This window comes from Pseudomonas sp. KH_050, assembly GCF_057838875.1.
The window spans coordinates 2,585,876-2,606,112 of sequence record NZ_CM174478.1 but is presented as its reverse complement, the minus strand read 5'-3'; the positions used below and the strand labels follow the sequence as shown (position 1 = coordinate 2,606,112).

Below are 20,237 nucleotides of genomic sequence, written 5' to 3'. Positions count from 1 at the left end.
CTTCCTTTTAAACGAACCGAGGTGAATTAACGATCTTCTTGTGGAGCCAGGGCGGCCAGTTCGGCCCGCAGCTCGTCGCTTAGCGCATCATCCTTGAGAATGCGTTCCAGTTCGTGACGGAAGGTAGCGTTGTCCAACAGGTTGGACTTGAGGTCGCGCAGCAGGTTGCGCATAGCCAACAGGGCACGTAGTTGCGGTATTTGCCGCGCCACCTGCTCCGGTTCAAAATCCCTCATGTTCCGGAAATTCAACTCGACAGAAGAGTCGGAGTCGTCATTGACCAAGGTGTTTTCCACCGCGAGTTTCAGACCCGGAGAAAACTCGGCCAAAACGCTGTCGAAGTTGTTTTTGTCAATATTGATCTTGCTTCTTTCAGATAATGGACGCTGTTCTTTGCCGTTACTGTAATCCCCCATCATCATCAACTTCAGCGGCAACTCGACTTTTTTCTGCGCACCACCGGTGTGCAAATCGAGCTTGATGTTGACCCGAGCTTTGGGCACTTCATTTTGAAAACTGCTTGAAGCCATACTTCCTCCAGACGCCTTCGCGACAACTAGCGCCATCACGAAAATCAACAAGACTGGAACTCACAACTTTAGCCGGCCACTACAAAAAAATTGCCAGCCACAGCACATAAATTCCTTTTTATATACTCGGATAAATAACCTACGAGATATGCACTCGAACTCTGCCCTACAACAATGAATCATCTCCAGCGGCTATTCCACCCCCCGGAGCAACACCAGGGAACTTCCGGCGCACTTACGGAAACAGCCTACAATCGATCACTAGAAATCCTCTGCAAACCAACTGATTCAGTCATTGGCAAACTGCAGGCCCTCGATCATCTGTCTCAAACAATCCAAAACGCATTCGTGTCTTCCGGTTACTGGTATTTGCCCGACCCGCTCGTCCTGCGGACCATGGGGTGTGGATTTGCGGTCTATATTTCTCTGCGGCGCTTCTGCACACCTGTCACGCGGAGAACCACAGCATGAGTCCAGCCGACGAGCACGACGGCTTCAATCGCCGTCGTGTACTGCAAGGTCTTTCGGCAGGTGCCCTCGGTGCCTGGATCAGTCCTTTAATCGCAGGGAGCAGTACGATGCCCAATGCCCTAGCCGATCTGATCCTGTACAACGGCCGCTTGCACACCGTCGACCGGGATAAACCCCAGGCCACCGCTGTTGCGATCAAGGACGGTCGGTTTATCGCCGTCGGCAGCGATGCCGAGGCCATGGCCCTGCGCGGCGCTGCCAGCCAGGTCATCGACCTGCAACGGCGAACGGTGATTCCCGGGCTCAACGACTCGCACTTGCACCTGATCCGCGGCGGTCTCAATTACAATCTGGAACTGCGCTGGGAAGGCGTTCCGTCATTGATCGACGCCTTGCGCATGCTCAAGGACCAGGCCGAGCGCACGCCAGCGCCGCAATGGGTACGGGTGGTCGGTGGCTGGAATGAATTCCAGTTTGCCGAACGGCGACTGCCGACGCTTGAAGAACTGAACAAAGCCGCGCCGGACACCCCGGTCTTCGTCCTCCACCTCTACGACCGCGCCCTGCTCAACCGTGCGGCGTTGAAGGTGGTCGGCTACACCCGCGACACCCCGAACCCGCCAGGCGGCGAGATCCAGCGCGATGCCAAGGGCGAGCCCACCGGCATGCTGATTGCGCGCCCCAACGCGATGATTCTCTACTCGACCCTGGCCAAAGGGCCGAAGCTGCCACTGGAGTACCAGGTCAATTCGACCCGTCAGTTCATGCGTGAACTCAACCGCCTCGGCGTGACCAGCGCCATCGATGCCGGCGGTGGTTATCAGAATTACCCCGACGACTACCAGGTCATCCAGCAACTGGCGCGCGACCAGCAACTCACCGTGCGCATTGCCTATAACCTGTTCACCCAGAAACCCAAGGAAGAACTCACCGACTTCAAGAACTGGACCCATACCTCGAAGTACGGCCAGGGCGATGATTTCCTGCGGCACAACGGTGCCGGGGAAATGCTGGTGTTCTCGGCGGCCGACTTCGAAGACTTCCTCGAACCGCGCCCGGACCTGCCACAGACCATGGAGCAGGAACTGGAGCCGGTGGTCCGGCACCTGGTCGAGCAACGCTGGCCGTTCCGCCTGCACGCCACGTACAACGAATCGATCACGCGGATGCTCGACGTGTTCGAGAAGGTCAACCGCGACATTCCGTTCAACGGTCTGCCGTGGTTTTTCGACCATGCCGAAACCATCACGCCCCAGAATATCGAGCGGGTCCGCGCCCTCGCTGGCGGCATCGCGATTCAGGATCGCATGGCCTTCCAGGGTGAATACTTCGTCGAGCGCTACGGGGCCAAGGCTGCCGAGGCGACGCCGCCGATCCAGCGCATGCTCGCCGAAGGTCTCCCGGTCGGTGCCGGCACCGATGCCACCCGGGTGTCCAGTTACAACCCCTGGACCTCGCTCTACTGGCTGGTCAGCGGGCGCACCGTCGGTGGCCTGGAGTTGTACCCGCAGGGCCTGAGTCGCGACACCGCACTGGAACTGTTCACCCACGGCAGCGCCTGGTTCTCCTCCGAACAGGGCACGAAAGGTCAGCTCAAGGTCGGCCAGCTGGCGGACCTGGTCGCGCTCTCGGCCGACTACTTCAGCGTCGACGACGAAGCGATCAAATGGATCGAATCGGTGCTGACCGTGGTCGACGGCAAGGTGGTCCACGGCACCCTGGAATTCGACCAACTCGCTCCGCCTGCCGTGCCGGTGATGCCTGACTGGTCGCCGGTGGTCAAGGTGCCAGGCCACTGGAAGCCGACTGCGCCGCTGATGGCGCAGGTTCACCACTGCATCGGCCCTTGCGCGGTGCATGCTCACCGTCATGAGCGCGCACGGTTATCCTCAGTGCCGACCCGCGATTTTCAAGGGTTCTGGGGCGCATTTGGCTGTTCGTGTTTTGCCTTTTGAGGTGAGTTCCGGCGTTGACTGTTTCAGGCCATCAGCCCATCGAAATGGCTCGGGTGGCTTGCGCTTGCTTTACACTGCAAGCCACTTTCAATACCGGGATGCCCATGGACATCGATCTAGCCCGCACCTTCCTGGAGATCGTTCGCCACGGAAGCCTGGCCTCGGCGGCCGAGAAGCTGCATGTCACCCAGACCGCCATCACCGCGCGGGTGCAGAAACTCGAGAGCCAACTCTCCAGCACCTTGTTTGTGCGCAATCGCGCCGGGGCCCGGTTGACCCCGGATGGCGAAGCGTTCGTGGTCTACGCCAACCAACTGGTGCAGACCTGGGAGGCGGCCCGGCGCGATCTGCCGCTGCCGGACGGTTACCGTAACGTGCTGCATATTGGCGGTGAGGTCAGCCTGTGCAATCCACTAATGCTCAGCTGGGCTCGCGAGTTGCGCGAGAAGATTCCAAGCCATGCCTTGCGCACGGAAATTCGCGATGGCGAGAACCTCCTGCGCCAGCTTGAACTGGGGGTGCTGGATGCGGCGCTGGTCTATCAACCGGAGTACTGGCCACGCCTGCAAGTCGAGCAGTTGCTGGAGGAAAAGCTGATTCAGGTGCGCCTGGTCGCCAACCCCGAACCCTATATCTATATCGATTGGGGCAAAGACTTTCGCCGGCAACACGACGCAGCATTACCGGACAAGGCAAAGGCTGCCCTCAGCTTCAACCTCGGGCCACTGGCGTTGCAATACATCCTCGAAAACGGCGGCTCGGGTTATTTCCGAACCCGGGTGGTGCAAAGCTACCTGCACAGCGGCGTACTGGAACGGGTGCCCAAAGCGCCGGAGTTCAGTTACCCGACCTACCTGGTCTATTCCCGGGATCGCGATTCGGCCACCTTGCAGCTGGCGTTCGATCTGCTCAGGGCAGTGGTCAAGGCCGACAGTGACTGGTCGCAACGCTGGGATCCATTGATTTGATCGAAACACTTTCAGAGCGGCCCATATCGCCAAGATCGCAGCCTGCGGCAGCGCCTACAGTGGGATTTGTGTACACCCGTAAAATGGTGGATGGATGAGGTCGGCGTAGGAGCTGCCGCAGGCTGCGATCTTTTGATCTTCGCGCACACTGCACCCCGACAATCAAACCATTGCCACAATGGGCACGCCATCGTTGACTGTCTTGATCGCCATCATCGGCCCTTCGAAGGTCGACATACCGTAGAACGCCAGCGACACCACGAGGAACCTGAGGTTCGGGTCGGTGCGCAATTTATGCCAGGCCCGTGCAGCAGCATTCCGCTCTCCATGAAATGGATACGCAGGTGTCAAATACCGATTAAGAAGTTCGGTGAATGTGACTGGGCGGATGCTGCAAGACCAGGCAGGACAAGTGTGCGGCCTCAAATAATTCACCATAACTTAATAATAATGCTTCTTAAATTCATTAATAATGCATTAAATACGCACCTTCACTGCAACCAATGGCATCTCTCAAGTCAGCTGAAAAGCTTGCCAGAGCCGCCGTGACAGCCATCAAAAGCTCAAGTAAGCTTTCGCTCGGTAGAGATTGAGTGAGAATCTCTCGCGTTGTCAGACAAAAACAATATTTCGAGGAAACCCCATGCGCAAACTCCTTTTGATCTCCCTTCTGGCCGTCAGCCCGTTGACGCTGGCCGCCACTGAATGCACCAAGACCGACAAGGCTCAATGGCAGGACCCGGCCAAGTTCCAGGACGACCTCAAGGCCCAGGGCTACGACATCAAGAAGTTCAAGGTCACCTCCGGCAATTGCTATGAAATTTATGGCTGGAACAAAGCCAAGCAAAAAGTCGAGATCTACTTCGACCCGGTCTCTGGCAAAGTCGTGAAGCAAGAGATCGAAAAGGAATGACATGAACACTGAAACCCTGCGCCTCTGGGACCCACTGGTACGTTTTTGCCACTGGTCCCTGGTGGTCGCCTTCGTCGGCGATTACTTCCTCAATGAGGAAGGTGACGGCTGGCATCGCTGGCTGGGCTACTACGCAGTGGTGGTGGTGCTGGTACGCCTGGTCTGGGGTTTCATCGGTTCGTCGGCGGCGCGTTGGTCAGACTTCTGGCCAACCCCGGCGCGCCTCGTCGGGCATACCCGCGCATTGCTGGGCGGCCAGAGCTATCACCGCATGGGGCATTCACCTATCGGTGCGCTGGTGATGGTCCTCATGCTGTTGTTGATGGTCGGGCTCGGCATCAGCGGTTTCCTGATGGAAGAAGTGGACTACTTCTGGGGTGAAGACTTGCCACGGGATATCCATGAGCTGATGGCCAACGCCCTGCTCACCCTGGTCTGCGTGCATATTGCCGCCGCCGTGGTCGAGAGTGTGCGCCTGCGGGAAAACCTGCCGTTGTCGATGATCACTGGCAACCGGCGCAAGCGTTAGGGACTCGCTATTCCCTGGTGCCAGTCAGTCAAGCACGGTGTGCCCCCCAAAAGATCGCAGCCTGCGGCAGCTCCTACGGGTTTTGCATACACCCGATAATTTGTGGGTGCATGGAACCAATGCAGGAGCTGCCGCAGGCTGCGATCCTGGCGATCTCACATGCGCTGAAGATCTCTGGTTTACGTCGAAGTGCTGTGCATTTCTCTTGAGCTATACCCGCTTATCGGACTCAGTCAAAATCCCCCGCGTAGCACACCGGCGAACTCGAATCCCCGCCCCGATCCAGTTCGTCCTCCAGCCACTGCGCCAGTACCTGGGCATTGTTATGTTGCTCGTCCTTTGCCGAGTAGATCAGCGTCAACGTGCCCGTCCTCGCCTTCTCCAACAGTTTCCACCAATGCTCCGGCCGAGCACCCAGCTCCTGTCGATAGCGCTTTTGAAAAGTTTCGAAGTCCACTTGCGCCTGCTTGAACGCTCGCCGCAGTTCGGTTGAGGGCGCCACCTCGCGCAGCCATTCATCCAGCGGCAGCTGGTCCTTGCGGCAGTTGCGTGGCCAGAGGCGGTCAACCAGTACCCGGTAACCGTCATTGGGATCTGCCGGGCTGTAAGCGCGTTTGCATTGAATCATCGGACTTGAATCCCGGGTTGCTGACAGTCCCGACAGACTAGTCCATATACCTGATTACGACCCTTCCCCCCTGAAAACGACCCTCTAACCGTGCCAGTGGTTGACGTGTCCGGCCAAGCCCTATTAAGTACTATTTATCCGCATTAATAGGATAAATTGAAAACATGCTCAGCCGCCCGCTCCGCCGCAAACGCCAGAAGCTTTCCGATGTGATTGTCGAGTCGGTCAAGCGCTCCATCGTCACCGACGCGCTGCGGCCTGGCGACCGTTTGCCGACCGAGCGCGAGCTGATGGAAAGCTTCCAGTGCTCCAAGGGCTCGGCGCGCGAAGCGCTCAAGGCCCTTGAGGTCGAAGGCCTGGTCAACACCCGCACCGGCCCCAGCGGCGGCGCTTACCTGAATGAAGCCGGGACTGAACCGGCCAGCCGCGCCTTGCGCAACTACCTGCACTTCCAGCACCTGGACGGCGAGCAGGTGTACCAACTGCGCAAGGTCATCGAAGTCGAACTGGCCGTGTCGGTGATCGGCCGCCTCAGCGAGGCTGACTTCAAGGCCCTGCAAGACAACGTCGACTTTTGCAGCGCACCGGAAGACAGCGAAGCCGGCCAGCGCGAACAGCGCCTGGCGGAACTGGAGTTCCACAACCTGCTGGCCCGTGCCTGCCCCAACCCGCTTCTGGGTTTCATGGCGCAATTTCTCAATGACCTGCTGCGCGATCTGGTGGTGCTGAAGAAAGCCTACAAACCCAAGCGCAAGCAGTTCGACGCGGCCAACCTCGACTACCACAGGCGCTTGCTGAACGCCTTGCAAGCCGAGGACGAAAACACCGTGCGGCAATTGATGCATGAACACATGTGCGATGCCGAGCACCACATGAGCGCCCTCGAAGGCGAAGTCACCCGACACTTTTTGCTGGAGTTCGATCACACCCACTGATACCGCTTCGACCTCCAATAAAAGGCCTGCCCACAGGCCCTGATGCGCCGTTTTGCCATTGCCACTCCTGCCAATAATTAAACCAGGGAGTTACCCCATGCAGCGTCGTACATTGTTGAAAGCCAGTCTGACCGTCGCCGGTGCCCTCAGCCTTCCGCTGGGTGTGCGCCACGCCTTTGCCGCCGAGCCATTTACCTTTTACGGGCTCAAATCCATGTCCGGTGCCTTCGCCAGTTATGGCAAGTTCGCCGACATGGGTTCGCGCCTGGCGATCGAGCAGCATCCGACCTTGCTCGGTCGTCCGTTGAACTACAAGGTGATCGACACCGAAGGCAACGCCGGCAAGGCGGTACGCAAGGTGCAAGAGGCGATTGCGCAAGACGGGGCACGGTTCTTCCAGGGCTGTACCTTGTCATCCTCGGCGCTGGCGGTGGCCAAGGAAGTGGGCAAGGTCGGCGGGGTGTTCATGACCCCGGTGGGCGCTGACGAAGTCACCGGCAAGGACTGCAACGCGGCGACCTTTCGCTGGTCGGTGCCAACCTACGGCGCGATCCGTGAAACCCTGGTGCCGCTGATCAAACTGCTGCCCGAGGCCAAGCGCTGGTACACCATCACCCCGCAATACGTGTTCGGCGAAGCACTGCTCGAAGGCGCGAAAAAAGTTTGCGCCGAGCATGGCGTCGAACATATCGGCAACAGCTATCACTCCCTCCAGGAGCAGGAATTCTCCGGCTACCTGACCAACGCCATCGCCGCCAAACCGGACGTGCTGGTGCTGCTGAACTTCGGCAGCCAGTCCTCCAACACCCTGCGTCAGGCGGTGAACTTCGGCATCAAGGAACGCATGAAAGTGCTGCTGGTCTGGTCCGCCGGGCTCGATCAGTTCCAGGAACTGGGCAGCGATGTGCTCGAAGGCGTGTACCTTGGCGCGCAGTACTGGCACCAGATCGATACGCCGCTCAATCGCGAGCTGGTGAAGATCACCCAGGCCAAATACGGCATCAATCCCACCTACCCGCTGGCGGCCGATTACATCGGCACCAAAATCATGCTCGACAGCATCATCGCCACCGGCAGCTTCGACGGCCCGACTGTGGCCAAGGCCATGCAGGGCTTGAGTTACGAAGGGCCGACCGGCCAGGAATCGATCCGCGCCGGCGATCACCAGGTGATCAAGGATTACTACCTGCTGGTGGGCAAGGCCGCGGCCGACATGCGCGACAAGGATGACCTGGCGCAAGTGGTCAGCTCGGGACGTTCGTTCCCGCCGGCAGACACCACCGGCTGCGTACTGGGCTGACCCGAAAAACCTTTCTACCGCTTGCCACAGGCAGCGGGCCGAGCGACCTGTTGGTCGATCGGCCTCCTGCAGAGGGTACCTGCATGCTCAATCTTTACCTGTTCCAGATCCTCAATGGCCTTGGCCTGGGGATGATCTACTTCTTGATCGCGGTCGGCCTGACGATCATTTTCGGCTTGCTGAACTTCGTCAATTTCGCCCATGGCGCGTTCTTCCTGCTTGGCGCCTACATCTGCTACACCGCGGTCAGCCTGACCGGAAGCTTCTGGCTGGCACTGATCGTCGCGCCGCTGGTGGTGGCCACCCTGGCCTGGGCCATCGAGCGATTATTGATCCAGCGGATCTACCACTTGCCGCACACCTTCCAGATTCTGGTGACCCTGGGGATCGCACTGATTATCCAGGAGGCCAGCGTGCTGATCTGGGGCCCGGTGGGCAAGAGCGTGGCGGTGCCGGAACTGCTGCGCGGTGTGTTGGTCATCGGCGACTTCGTTTATCCCTACTACCGCCTGTTCCTGATCGTCTTTTCCGGGCTGGTCGGCCTGGCGCTGTGGCTGCTGCTGGAGCGCACCCGCTTCGGCGCGCTGGTGCGGGCCGGCAGTGAAAGCACTGAAACGGTGTCGCTGCTGGGCACCAACATCTTCCGGCTGTTCTCCATGACCTTCGCCCTCGGCGTCGCCCTGGCGGGTGTTGCCGGGGTGCTGTTCGCGCCCTTGCGCGGCGCCCAGCCCTTCGTCGGCCCGGAGATTCTCGGGGTGGCGTTCGTGGTGGTGGTGATCGGCGGCATGGGCTCCTTCAGCGGGGCACTGGTCGGCGGCTTGCTGGTCGGGGTGGTGCAAAGCCTGATGACCACAATCTGGCCCCAGGGCGCGAGTCTGATGATCTACGGCGCCATGGCGCTGGTGATCCTGGTGCGTCCTTACGGCCTGTTCGGGAGAGCATGAACATGACTGAGAAAAATCCCCTGCCGTTCGCCAAGACCCAGTCGCGCTACATGCTGCTGTTGGTGATCGGTGTGCTGATCGGCCTGCCGCTGGTGTTGCCGTCGGCGACCCTGGCCACGGAGATCCTGATTTTCGCCATGGCCGCCCTCGCCTGTAACCTGCTGCTGGGTTACACCGGGTTGCTGTCCTTCGGTCAGGGCATCTTCTTCGGCGCCGGCGCCTACTGTGCCGCGCTGCTGATGATCCACCTGCAACTGGGCCTGTTCAGCGCGCTGTTGGGCGCGGCGCTGGCCGGCGGCTTCCTGGCGTTTCTGGTGGGTGCCCTGGCGATTCGCCGCACCGGTATCTACTTCGTCATGCTGACCCTGGCGTTCAGCCAGATGGCCTACTTTATCGCCTACACCCTGAGCGACTGGACCGGTGGCGACAACGGCCTGCTCAGCGTGCCGCGCCCGGAAATCCGCATCGGTGAAACGGTGCTGCTGTCGCTCACCGATTCCCGGTCCTTCTACGGCTTCGTCGCGGTGCTGTTCCTGCTGATTTTCATCGCCGCCCGCCGGGTCATCGCCTCGCCGTTCGGCAGCACCTTGATGGCGATCCGCGAGAACGAAACCCGCGCCGCCGCCATCGGCTACGACACCCGGCATTTCAAGATCCTGGTGTTCGTTCTGTCCGGCGCGGTGACCGGCATCGCCGGGGCGTTGTACGCCATGCTGCTGCACTTCGTGCCGCTGTCGAACATCGACCTGGCGATGTCCGAGAACATCCTGATCATGACCATCGTCGGCGGCACCGGATCGCTGTTTGGCTCCTTGCTCGGTGCCGGCTCCATCGTCCTGCTCGGCGAATTCCTCTCCGACCTCTGGCCGCGCTGGCTAATGCTGCTGGGGGTCATCCTGATCCTGGTGGTGGTGTTCATGCGCGGCGGTTTGTGGGGTGGTTTGTCGTCACTGGCGGAACGTTTTCGCGGCAATCGCAAGGCGGCCCTGCAGGCCAAGGAGAAACTGTTATGAGCAGCGCTGAACACTACCTGCTGGAAACCCGCGACCTGGAACTGGCCTACGGCGCGTTCCATGCGGTCAACGGCGTGAACCTGAAGGTGCGGGCCGGGACCATCCACACCATCATCGGCCCCAACGGCGCCGGCAAGACCAGCCTGTTCCATTGCCTGACCGGTGAGCGTCAGGCCACCGCCGGAGCCATTCACTTCGACGGCAAGAACATCGTGCGCAAGGCGACCCACGGCCGGGTCGGCCTTGGCATGGCCCGTTCGTTTCAACTGACCAGCCTGTTCCAGAACCTCAGCGTGCGGGAAAACCTGCGCCTGGCCGCCCAGGGCCGTGACGGCATCAAAGCGCTGAACTTCTGGAGCCGGGTCGAAAGCCGTCGCCAGCACCTGGAAATGGCTGACCAGGTGTTGGAACGCTTGAAGCTCACGCAACGGGCTGACACCCTCGCCGGCGAACTGTCCCACGGCCAGCAACGAGTACTGGAGGTCGGCATGTCGATCTGCTCGCGGCCGAAACTGCTGATGCTCGATGAGCCGACCTCGGGCATGGGCATCGATGACATTCCGATCATGACCCAGCTGATCAGCGACCTAGGCCGTGACCATACGGTGCTGTTGATCGAACACAACATGAGCATCGTCATGTCCATCAGCCAACGCATCACCGTCATGAGCCACGGCCAGATCCTGGTCGAGGGCACACCGGACTTCGTCCGCGCCGACGAGCGCGTGCGTGCCGCCTATCTGGGAGAAGCCGCCTGATGCTGACCGTCGAGAATATCCACTCCTACTACGACAAGAGCCACGTCCTCGAAGGCGTGTCGCTGACCGTCAACCCTGGCGAACTGGTGACCTTGCTCGGGCGCAACGGCGCCGGCAAGACCACCACCCTGCGCAGCATCCTCGGGATCATCTGTCCGCGCCAGGGCCAGATCCATTTCAACGGCAAGGCCCTGGTCGGCCAGAAGATCTTCGAGATTGCCCGCCAGGGCCTGGCGCTGGTCCCGGAACATCGCGGGATTTTCCGCTTGCTGACCGTCGAGGAAAACCTGCGCATCGCCGTGCGCAAGACCAGCCGCTGGCAGCTGGAAGACGTCTACGGCATGTTCCCCAGGCTCAAGGAGCGGCGCAAGAATGCCGGCCATGCCTTGTCCGGCGGCGAGCAACAGATGCTGGCCATCGCCCGTGCGCTGCTCAATGACCCGAAGCTGTTGATCCTCGACGAGCCCACCGAAGGCCTGGCGCCGGTGATCGTCGACGAGTTGGTGAAGATCCTGCGCAAGATCAAGGAGGACGGTCTGCCGGTGTTGTTGGTGGAGCAGAACCTGATGGTTTGCGACAAGCTCGCCGACCGCCATTACGTTCTCGAACAAGGTCGCGTGGTCTACGAAGGCAGTGCCGCGGCCTTCCGTGCCGACCCGATGATCAAAAACCGTTACCTGGCCCTGAGCGCCTGACCGGAGCACTTCTTTTATGAACAGCCGTCTCGATCCATCGCAACAGCTCGACAGCAACGCGCCGCTGATCAACCGCGACCGGCTCTGGCAATCACTGATGGACCTCGCGCAATTGGGCGCGACCGTCAAGGGCGGGGTCTGTCGCCTGGCCCTGACCGACCTCGATCGCCAGGCCCGCGACCTGTTCGTGGGTTGGTGTGAAGAGGCCGGATGCAGCGTCAGCATTGACGCCATCGGCAATATATTCGCCCGCCGTGCCGGACGCGATCCGCAGCGTGCGCCGGTGATGACCGGCAGCCATATCGACACCCAACCCACCGGCGGCAAGTTCGACGGCTGCTACGGGGTCATGGCCGGACTGGAAGTGATCCGCACCCTGAATGACCTCGGACTGGAAACCGAAGCCCCCATCGAAGTGGTGGTCTGGACCAACGAGGAAGGCTCGCGGTTTCCACCGTGCATGATGGGTTCGGGGGTGTTCGCCGGCAAATTCGACCTTGGCGAAACCCTGCTCAAGCAGGATGAACAAGGGCTGTCGGTGGGGGCTGAGTTGCAGCGCATCGGTTACGCCGGTTCGCGGGCGGTACTCGGGCATCCGGTGGGCGCCTATTTTGAAGCGCATATCGAACAGGGTCCGGTGCTCGAAGACCGCCAGACCACCATTGGCGTGGTGATGGGCTGCCTCGGGCAGAAATGGTTCGACCTGACCCTGACCGGCGTCGAAGCCCATGCCGGACCGACGCCCATGCACCTGCGCAAGGACGCCCTGGTCGGCGCCGCGCAAGTGGTCAGCGCGGTCAACCGCATCGCCCATGCGCATCAACCCCATGCCTGCGGCACCGTCGGCTGCCTGAGCCTGCACCCGGGCTCACGCAACGTGATTCCCGGCCAGGTGCACATGACCATCGACCTGCGGCACCTGCATGCAAACAAGCTGCAAACCATGGTCGACGAAGTCCGCGCGGTCATCGAGGCCTCCTGCGAACAGCACGGGCTGAGCTTCGAGCTGACGCCGACCGCCGACTTCCCGCCGCTGGACTTTGCTGTTGATTGCGTCGACGCGGTGCGCCAGGGCGCGCAACAACTCGGCCTGAGCCATATGGACATCGTCAGCGGCGCCGGGCATGACGCGATCTTCGTCGCCGAACTCGGCCCCGCCGGAATGATCTTCGTGCCGTGCGAAGGCGGCATCAGCCACAACGAAATCGAGAATGCCGCCCCGGATGATCTTGCAGCCGGCTGTGCGGTATTGCTGCGGGCGATGGTCAATGCCGCCCTGGGAGGGAAATCCGCATGATCGAGCACAGCGCTATCGCCGAGATGAGCGGCGTCGAACTGCTAGCCCGCTACCGCGACAAGAGCCTGTCGCCGGTCGAAGTGACCGAAGACGCGCTGGGACGAATCGAGCGCTTCAACCCGCAGGTCAACGCTTACTGCCACGTCGACCCGCAAGGCGCATTGGCGGCGGCGCGCGCTTCCGAACAGCGCTGGCTCAAAGGCCAACCTTGCGGCGCGCTGGATGGCCTGCCGGCGTCGATCAAGGACCTGACCCTGACCCGGGGCATGCCGACGCGCAAAGGCTCGCGCAGCACTTCGGCGCAGGGGCCATGGGAGGTGGACGCGCCCTTCAGCGCGTTCATGCGCGAAGCTGGCGCGGTGCTGCTGGGCAAGACCACCACCCCGGAGTTCGGCTGGAAAGGCGTGACCGATAACCCGCTGTACGGCATCACCCGCAATCCGTGGGACACGCGGATGACCGCCGGCGGCTCGTCCGGCGGCGCCGCAGCCGCGGCCGCGCTGAATCTCGGGGTGCTGCACCAGGGCAGCGATGCCGGCGGTTCGATCCGGATTCCCTGTGCCTTCACCGGCACCTTCGGGATCAAGCCGACCTTTGGTTATGTACCGCAATGGCCGGCCAGTGCCATGACCATCCTCTCCCACCTCGGCCCCATGACCCGCACCGTGGAAGACGCCGTATTGATGCTGCAAACCGTCGCCCGCCCCGATGCCCGCGACGGTTTGATCGGCGCGCCACGCAGCAGCCCCTGGCTGCAGGAAGGCCGCGACCTCAAAGGCCTGCGCATCGCCTACAGCCCGGACTTCGGCCATGTGCAAGTGGACCCGCAGGTCGCCCGGCTGGTCGCCCAGGCGGTGCAAGGCCTGGCGCAACTGGGCGCGGAAGTCGAGCAGATCGACCCGGGCTTCAGCGACCCGCTGGAGATGTTCAATACCCTGTGGTTCGCCGGGGCCGCGCGCCTGGCCGGGCAGCTGAGCAGTGCCCAGCGCGAGCTGCTCGACCCGGGGCTGTTGCGGATCGCCGAGCTCGGCGAACGGATCAGCCTGCGCGACTACACCAGCGCCCTCGAAGCCCGCGCTGCGCTGGTGGCCAGGATGAGCGCCTTTCACCAGCGTTATGACGTACTGGTTTCGCCGATGCTGCCGATCACCGCGTTCGAAGCCGGCCACAATGTGCCGCCAGGATCACCCTTTGGCGAATGGATGGAGTGGACGCCCTTCAGCTACCCCTTCAACCTGACCCAGCAACCCGCTGCGTCAGTGCCCTGCGGCCTGGCGCCAAACGGCTTGCCGGTGGGTTTGCAGGTGGTCGCTGCGCGGTATGCCGATGACCAGGTACTGCGGGTGTGCCAGGCCTACGCCCGGCACTTCCCGACCCGGCATCTGCAGGCGCCGGTGAGTCCGGGATATTGATCGAAAAGTTCCGCTGGATTTAAAGCAATACGCGAACCATCGTAGCAGCTGCCGAGCCTGCGAGGCTGCGTTCGGCCGCGCAGCGGTCGTAAAATCAGACGCCGCGGTATTCCAGACACACCGTGGAAGCAGGATTTACGACTGCTGCGCAGCCGGACGCAGCCTTCGGCAGCTGCTACGGGGAATGTGCGGAGCCAGAAACTCCTTAGCTGACCGGCGCTGGGGCAAGCCCCCATACGCGCTACCAACCCATACTGCGAATAACCATTAGCCGGCAAACCCGGCCAGGGCTAATCTTCTGTCAATAACAATGACAACAGGAGACCGCAGTGAGGCAGTCCACCCAGGCGTTTCGCACCCGCTACCGTACTGGCATTCATCCGCTGTACAACCCGTGGCTGCATGGCGGCTTCGTGCTGGTCTTCGGGTTGCTGTGCATCGGGGTGTTCTGGAGCACCCTGGAACAGGTGCAACCGCTGGAATGGCTGGCGGTGCCGCTGACCTTGCTGTTTTTCAACTTCTGCATCTACACCGTGCACCGCCATCTCGGGCATCACAAAAAGGGCTTTGCGCGGATGTTTTATGCGCGGCATGCCGGTGATCACCACAGTTTTTTCGGGCCGGGCCAGATGACCTGCGACAGCGCCCGCGACTGGCGGGTAATTCTGTTCCCGGCCTGGTTGATCGTGTTGCACAGCCTGCTCATCACCCTTCCCACCTGGTGGCTGCTCAAACAACTCAATGCCAATGTCGCCGGGCTGTTTGCCGGCTGCATGATTCTTGGCTATCTGGCCTACGAGGTGTTCCACGCCTGCGAGCATCTGCCGCCAGGCAACCCGATCACGCGGCTACCGTGGATTCGCCAGATGCGCCGCCTGCATGAACTGCATCACCGTCACGAGCTGATGCAGGAACGTAATTTCAATATCGTCTTGCCGCTGATGGACTATCTTTTTGGCACGCTGTATTGGGAGCCCGAAGCCAAACCCCACTCTCTGACAACGAGACCGCCCATGACCCGCATGCAGCATCACGTCGATATCGCCCGCAGCCCCGAGGCCGTTCTCGCCTATGCCAGCAGCGCCAGCCGCTGGCCGGAATGGCATCCGTCGTCGCTCAAGGTCGAAGGCCAGAGCGGCCCACTGCATGCCGGGGCGCGCTTTGAAGAAGACATTCACGCCGGCGGCCGTTCCGGCCATTTGAGCTGGGAAGTCAACGAATACCTGCCGGGTCGCCGCTGGAGCGCACGGGCCCAGGGTGACCATGGTCTGGAGCTGCGGGTGACCTATGAATGCCAGCCTGCCGCGGGCAATGGCACCCGGTTCAGCCGCACCCTGGAATATCGCTTTAGCGGCCTGCTGATGCGTCTGGGCAATCAGTTGCTGTTCAAGCAACGGATAGAACGCGAAGCGGCAGCGTCCCTGCTGGCATTGTCCGAGATGGCGCAGCGGACTCTCCCGGCCCAGACAGGAGTCAGCGCTTGATGAAGAATTCCCCCGCCCCCCGTCGAGTCAAGATTCGCCACCTGGTTCTGGTGCTGGTGATCGCCATCGCGGCTTTTCTGCTGCTGATGCCGACCAAGGTCCAGCCGGTCAGCTGGACACCGGCTACCGCGCCGTCGCTGAGTAACGGCGCCTACAGCGAAAACCAAAGGCTCAAAGCTGTGGAAAAAGTCGGTGCCGCGGATATTGCCGGGCCGGAAGCGCTGCTGCTGGAGGAAGGTTTTCTCATCAGCGGCCTGCACGACGGGCGAGTGATCCGTACCAGCCTCGATGGCAAGACCCTCGAGGTGCTGACCGACACGGGGGGCCGGCCGTTGGGCCTGGCCCGGCATCCGGACGGCCGGCTGATCATTGCTGACGGGATCAAAGGTTTGCTGGCACTGGACGCTCAGGGTCAGCTGGCTGTTCTGACCGTCGAAGCCGATGGTCTGCCCTTCGGCTTCACCGACGATGTCGCGGTGGATACGACGGGTCGTTATGCCTATTTCAGCGATGCCTCGAGCCGCTGGGGTTATGGCAAGGATGGTGAGGCCATCATCGAACACGGCGGTGACGGGCGATTGCTGCGCTACGACTTCCAGACCGGCAAGACCGAGCTGCTGCTGGACCGGCTGGAGTTCGCCAATGGCGTGGCACTGGGGCCGAATGAGGCCTATGTGCTGGTCAATGAAACCGGTGCCTATCGCATCAGCCGCTACTGGCTGACCGGCGCCAGGGCCGGTACCCATGACCTGTTTATCGACAACCTGCCGGGCCTGCCCGACAACCTGAGTTTCAATGGCAGCGACCGCTTCTGGGTCGCGCTCTATGCCCCGCGCAGTCCACTGCTCGACGGCACCGCTGGTTACCCCTATCTGCGCAAAATGCTGGTCCGGGCGATGATGGTCCTGCCCAAGCCCATCGAGAAACGGGCCTTCGCGCTGGGACTGGACACTGAAGGCAAGGTGGTTGCCAACCTGCAGGACAACAGCAATGGCAATTACTCGCCGATTACTACGGTGCGCGAGTATGGGGAGTGGCTGTATCTGGGGTCGCTCAAGGCGAATAATATGGCGCGGTTGCCGTTGAGTCAGGCGATGGGGCGCACAGAGTAAGTCCTGCGCCGAACACAGTCCCCTGTGGAGAGGGAGCTTGCTCCCTCTCCACAATTATTCACCCGGCGATAGATTTCAGTTAGGGGTTTTGCTGACTTCACCGCAGACCCATCGGTTTATCCTGCACCGCATTATCGGTCTCTTCCTGTATCCGCTCCGGATCCATTGCGGTTTCATCGTCCTCATCCAACGGCCGCACGCCTTCGTTGTCCGGCAGTTCATCAATGCCCCGCTCTTTCTCCGGCTTGACCGCGGTACGTCCTGGACCCAAGGGGTCCGGGGACGTCGGCATGGGGTCATAACCGCCCTGTTCTTCGCTGGGAAATCCTGGATCGCTCATAAACACCTCGCTTGAAGCCTGAAAAGCCAGACTCTGATATTTCGAGGAGTGGGCATTTAACGCCGTTCCATTTATTTGCTCGCCGACCGTCGCCGCAAAGCTGCCCTTCACCACTCATCCCCGGCGGCCTCGCAATAGCTGAGAGTCGCCAGACAGAGGGTCCAGGAGCACGGTGAAGCCAATGAGGAACTGGCGGATGGCGAAACAACCGCAGCGTGAGGATCCGAATAATGACTGAGGGAAATCTGGCGGGGTTCACAGGCAATCTGCGCAGCCCCGCTCAGAATTTCACAGATTCAGGATTGCTTGGTCAAATTTAATATATCTCTTTTGAGAATCGCACGCTTCCCCTTGAGCTTCACCAGCTCATCATCAGCTTTTGCCGCTGCTTCGGCCTTCAGCACTTCGTCATCGAGGCGCGAGTATTGATCGAGCAGCGAGTTGAGATGAGGGTCATTGGCGCGCTTTTGTTGAAGGACTTCCTTCGCACAGCCCAAATCCTGATAAATATCATGGTTCACCGGCATGGAACACCTCCGTTTGTTGATCGGAGGCAACTGCTTTTTATCGCAATCACCAGTTACCAGCATGGCCTCGCCTACGCCCTTCTGTCGACCGTCAATCAGACCAGCGGTAACCGTTCGTCGCCCAACCCAAACCTTCAGCGTGCCACCGCTCTCCACTGCACAGGCAACCACTTTGCCGCCCTGGTCGCCAGCACCGGGCCCGATGTCGATCAGCCAGTCGCTTTGGGCGACAAATCGGGGCAAGGCTCACGCGCCGAGCAGGGTTCTGACCATGGTGCTGAGTGCCTCCGGCCCGTAGGGTTTGCTCAACAGATGGGTATCGGGACTGAGTTGGTGGTTGCGCGAGATGATGTCGCGGGTGTGGCCCGAAGTGAACAACACCGCAATGGGTGGGGACTGCACCTTGGCCCAGGCGGCCAGGTCGGCGCTTTTGATCAGCCCGGGCATCACCACATCGGTGAAAATCAGATCCACTCTGGCACCCTCCAACAAGATATCCATCGCCCTGTCGCCGTTGGCGGCGGTCAGCACCTTGTAGCCGGACTGCTGCAACAACTCGACAGCGGCGGCGCGCACATCCTCGTTGTCTTCCACCACCAGAATGGTCTCCTGCCCGCCCGGCTGATGAGCGCCCTGGATCGGCGATTCAGGGGTCTGCGGCAATGTACTGCGGGGGAAATACATCTGCACCGTGGTGCCCTGCCCGGTGCTACTGAGTATCTCCACATGACCGCCACTCTGTTTGACGAAACCGAACACCATGCTCAAGCCGAGCCCGGTGCCATGGCCGTCGGCCTTGGTGGTGAAAAAGGGTTCGAAGGCCTGTTTGAGCACCTCGGGAGGCATGCCCTCTCCCGTGTCGGTCACCGACAAGCGCACATAATCACCCGCGGCAATGCCCTTGCCCGCGCAAAACCTGCGGTCCAGGGTGATGTTCTCCGCGCTGATGCAAATAGTCCCCTCGCCCCTCATCGCGTCGCGGGCGTTGATCGCCAGGTTCAGTACGGCATTTTCCAGCTGGTTGCGGTCGACGTGAATGCACCAGGGGTCATTCGGTAACTGCACGTCAATCCGAATGGTTTCACCCAGGGCCCGCTGCAACAGTTCCCCCAGACCTTCGTAGATTCGCCGCGGGCTGTAGACCGCCGGCGACAACGGCTGGCGCCGGGCGAAGGCGAGCAGTTGCGATGACAGCTTGGCACCGCGCTCGACCGCTGCGATCGCCGCGCTGACCCGGCGTTGCACGTTCGGGTTGTCTGGCTCATGGCGGGCCAGCAAGTGCAGGTTGCCGGCAATGACCTGCAAGAGGTTGTTGAAGTCATGGGCGACGCCACCGGTCAGGCCGCCGATGGCCTCGAGCTTCTGTGACTGGCGTAACTGCTCTTCGGCCGCCAGGCGCGCCTGCACTTCGTCAGCGACCCGCTGCTCGAGATTGCGGGTGAGTTTGAGTAGCGAAGCCTCGGCAATTTTTCGTTCATGGATGTCGATCAGTACCCCCGGGAAGCGAAAGGCTTCGCCCAGCTCGTCATACTCGCAACAACCGCTGGCCAGCACCCAGCGATAGCTGCCGTCAGGACACCGGACGCGATACTCGGCGTTAAAGGGACTGCCATGTTGCACCGAATCCGCAAACTGTTGATTGACCTCCACCAGGTCATCGGGGTGAATCCTGCTCCTGGCAATATCAGGCGCCAACTGATCCAGCGGCTGCTCGAGCGGATAGGAAAAAGTTCGCGCAAAACGCTCATCCCCGGACAGCAGATTGGCCTTGATGTCCATGACAAAGGATCCGAGCAAGGCCCCGGCATTGAGCGCCAGCTGCACGCGTTCGTTGGCGGCGCGCCAGGCAAGCTCGGCGTCCTGTCGACCGCGCTCCGAGATGATATGGGCGGTGGTTTCGACCACGATCGCCATGACCCCCGCCGGAGTCTGGTCATCACCGGCCACCGGACTGTAATACAAATCCATCCAGACGCTTTCCGGCTGGCCGTTGCGCAACAACACCAATTCTTTATTGTGAAACGACAAGGTGCCGCCGGCCAGGCAGGTGTCCACCACCGTGCGGTTGAACTCGGCAATTTCCGGCCAGCCCAGTTCAACGGGAGCGCCGAGCAGATACGGATGGCGCCCGCCGGCGAACAGCGAATAGGCGTCGTTGTAAATCATGTAGCCAGGTTTGCCCCAGAGCATCACCAGCGGCACCGGCGAGGCGAGCAGCAACTGCACGGTACTGCGCAGGCTGGTCGACCAGGTGTCGATGGCACCCAACTCGGTCAGCGACCAGTCGAACGCGCGAATGCGCCCGGCCATTTCACCGCTCCAGCCCTGGCACCCGTGGCTTTCAGATAAAAACTGCATCGGCTGACTCTATCCTGAAAAGGGTCGCACGCCGGTTGAACCCCCTTCGTGCCACTTCGTTGGAGCAT

General features: G+C 61.1%; 19 protein-coding genes and 1 pseudogene. 14 read left to right on the top strand and 6 right to left on the bottom strand.

Annotation, left to right across the window (positions count from 1 at the left end):
* Positions 1 to 26 precede the first annotated feature (26 nt).
* Positions 27 to 530 carry a type VI secretion system contractile sheath small subunit gene (tssB, locus tag AC3IUA_RS12065; protein ID WP_489362317.1) on the bottom strand — a complete coding sequence of 168 codons (504 nt, stop codon included), beginning with the start codon at positions 528 to 530 and terminating at the stop codon, positions 27 to 29.
* A 578-nt stretch (positions 531 to 1,108) separates the two neighbouring features.
* On the opposite strand from tssB, the gene AC3IUA_RS12060 reads away from it, so the two are divergent.
* Positions 1,109 to 2,956: an amidohydrolase gene (locus tag AC3IUA_RS12060; protein WP_489361145.1), complete on the top strand. Its 1,848-nt coding sequence runs from the start codon at positions 1,109 to 1,111 to the stop codon at positions 2,954 to 2,956.
* A gap of 104 nt (positions 2,957 to 3,060) precedes the next feature.
* Positions 3,061 to 3,924 carry a LysR family transcriptional regulator gene (locus AC3IUA_RS12055; protein ID WP_489361143.1) on the top strand — a complete coding sequence of 288 codons (864 nt, stop codon included), beginning with the start codon at positions 3,061 to 3,063 and terminating at the stop codon, positions 3,922 to 3,924.
* A gap of 192 nt (positions 3,925 to 4,116) precedes the next feature.
* Here AC3IUA_RS12055 and AC3IUA_RS12050 read toward each other — a convergent pair.
* A pseudogene (locus AC3IUA_RS12050) lies at positions 4,117 to 4,227 on the bottom strand (hypothetical protein); the annotation flags it as partial.
* A gap of 340 nt (positions 4,228 to 4,567) precedes the next feature.
* On the opposite strand from AC3IUA_RS12050, the gene AC3IUA_RS12045 reads away from it, so the two are divergent.
* Both AC3IUA_RS12045 and AC3IUA_RS12040 read left to right on the top strand, forming a co-directional pair.
* On the top strand, positions 4,568 to 4,837 hold the full coding sequence (locus AC3IUA_RS12045; RefSeq protein WP_489361141.1) for a PepSY domain-containing protein: 270 nt from the start codon (positions 4,568 to 4,570) through the stop codon (positions 4,835 to 4,837).
* A 1-nt stretch (position 4,838) separates the two neighbouring features.
* The gene (locus tag AC3IUA_RS12040; RefSeq protein WP_489361140.1) at positions 4,839 to 5,366 is read left to right on the top strand and encodes a cytochrome b/b6 domain-containing protein; all 528 of its coding nucleotides are present in this window, start codon (positions 4,839 to 4,841) and stop codon (positions 5,364 to 5,366) included.
* Between the two features lie 229 nt (positions 5,367 to 5,595).
* Here the strand turns inward: AC3IUA_RS12040 and AC3IUA_RS12035 are convergent, their stop codons facing one another.
* Positions 5,596 to 5,994, bottom strand: a complete 399-nt coding sequence (locus tag AC3IUA_RS12035; RefSeq protein ID WP_489361139.1) for a DUF488 domain-containing protein — start codon at positions 5,992 to 5,994, stop codon at positions 5,596 to 5,598.
* Between the two features lie 164 nt (positions 5,995 to 6,158).
* Here AC3IUA_RS12035 and AC3IUA_RS12030 point away from each other — a divergent pair, with 164 nt between their 5' ends.
* The 10 genes from AC3IUA_RS12030 (at position 6,159) to AC3IUA_RS11985 (ending at position 16,944) form a co-directional block, all read left to right on the top strand.
* Positions 6,159 to 6,929, top strand: coding sequence for a FadR/GntR family transcriptional regulator (locus AC3IUA_RS12030; protein WP_489361137.1), 771 nt, complete (start codon positions 6,159 to 6,161; stop codon positions 6,927 to 6,929).
* Between the two features lie 97 nt (positions 6,930 to 7,026).
* A complete protein-coding gene (locus tag AC3IUA_RS12025) occupies positions 7,027 to 8,229 on the top strand; it encodes an ABC transporter substrate-binding protein (protein ID WP_489361135.1) in 1,203 nt (400 codons plus the stop codon).
* Positions 8,230 to 8,312: 83 nt separating this feature from the next.
* Entirely contained in the window at positions 8,313 to 9,173 is an 861-nt protein-coding gene (locus AC3IUA_RS12020; protein ID WP_489361133.1) for a branched-chain amino acid ABC transporter permease, read from the top strand.
* A 2-nt stretch (positions 9,174 to 9,175) separates the two neighbouring features.
* The gene (locus AC3IUA_RS12015) at positions 9,176 to 10,186 is read left to right on the top strand and encodes a branched-chain amino acid ABC transporter permease (RefSeq protein ID WP_489361131.1); all 1,011 of its coding nucleotides are present in this window, start codon (positions 9,176 to 9,178) and stop codon (positions 10,184 to 10,186) included.
* Positions 10,183 to 10,944 carry an ABC transporter ATP-binding protein gene (locus tag AC3IUA_RS12010; protein WP_489361129.1) on the top strand — a complete coding sequence of 254 codons (762 nt, stop codon included), beginning with the start codon at positions 10,183 to 10,185 and terminating at the stop codon, positions 10,942 to 10,944. The genes AC3IUA_RS12015 and AC3IUA_RS12010 overlap by 4 nt, the downstream gene beginning before the upstream one ends.
* Positions 10,944 to 11,639: an ABC transporter ATP-binding protein gene (locus AC3IUA_RS12005; protein ID WP_489361127.1), complete on the top strand. Its 696-nt coding sequence runs from the start codon at positions 10,944 to 10,946 to the stop codon at positions 11,637 to 11,639. Before AC3IUA_RS12010 ends, AC3IUA_RS12005 begins: the two co-directional genes overlap by 1 nt.
* Before the next feature lie 16 nt (positions 11,640 to 11,655).
* Positions 11,656 to 12,936, top strand: coding sequence for a Zn-dependent hydrolase (locus AC3IUA_RS12000; RefSeq protein WP_489361125.1), 1,281 nt, complete (start codon positions 11,656 to 11,658; stop codon positions 12,934 to 12,936).
* Complete coding sequence (locus tag AC3IUA_RS11995; RefSeq protein WP_489361123.1) at positions 12,933 to 14,348, top strand: amidase; 1,416 nt, start codon at positions 12,933 to 12,935, stop codon at positions 14,346 to 14,348. The genes AC3IUA_RS12000 and AC3IUA_RS11995 overlap by 4 nt, the downstream gene beginning before the upstream one ends.
* A gap of 329 nt (positions 14,349 to 14,677) precedes the next feature.
* Complete coding sequence (locus AC3IUA_RS11990) at positions 14,678 to 15,832, top strand: SRPBCC family protein (RefSeq protein WP_489361121.1); 1,155 nt, start codon at positions 14,678 to 14,680, stop codon at positions 15,830 to 15,832.
* A complete protein-coding gene (locus AC3IUA_RS11985) occupies positions 15,832 to 16,944 on the top strand; it encodes an SMP-30/gluconolactonase/LRE family protein (protein WP_489361120.1) in 1,113 nt (370 codons plus the stop codon). The genes AC3IUA_RS11990 and AC3IUA_RS11985 overlap by 1 nt, the downstream gene beginning before the upstream one ends.
* Before the next feature lie 97 nt (positions 16,945 to 17,041).
* On the opposite strand, the gene AC3IUA_RS11980 is transcribed toward AC3IUA_RS11985, so the two are convergent.
* From AC3IUA_RS11980 to AC3IUA_RS11970, 3 genes are all read right to left on the bottom strand, one after another.
* Complete coding sequence (locus tag AC3IUA_RS11980) at positions 17,042 to 17,284, bottom strand: hypothetical protein (RefSeq protein ID WP_489362315.1); 243 nt, start codon at positions 17,282 to 17,284, stop codon at positions 17,042 to 17,044.
* A gap of 296 nt (positions 17,285 to 17,580) precedes the next feature.
* Positions 17,581 to 18,054, bottom strand: a complete 474-nt coding sequence (locus tag AC3IUA_RS11975) for a hypothetical protein (protein ID WP_489362539.1) — start codon at positions 18,052 to 18,054, stop codon at positions 17,581 to 17,583.
* Between the two features lie 3 nt (positions 18,055 to 18,057).
* Entirely contained in the window at positions 18,058 to 20,169 is a 2,112-nt protein-coding gene (locus tag AC3IUA_RS11970) for a hybrid sensor histidine kinase/response regulator (RefSeq protein ID WP_489361118.1), read from the bottom strand.
* Between the last annotated feature and the right edge of the window lie 68 nt (positions 20,170 to 20,237).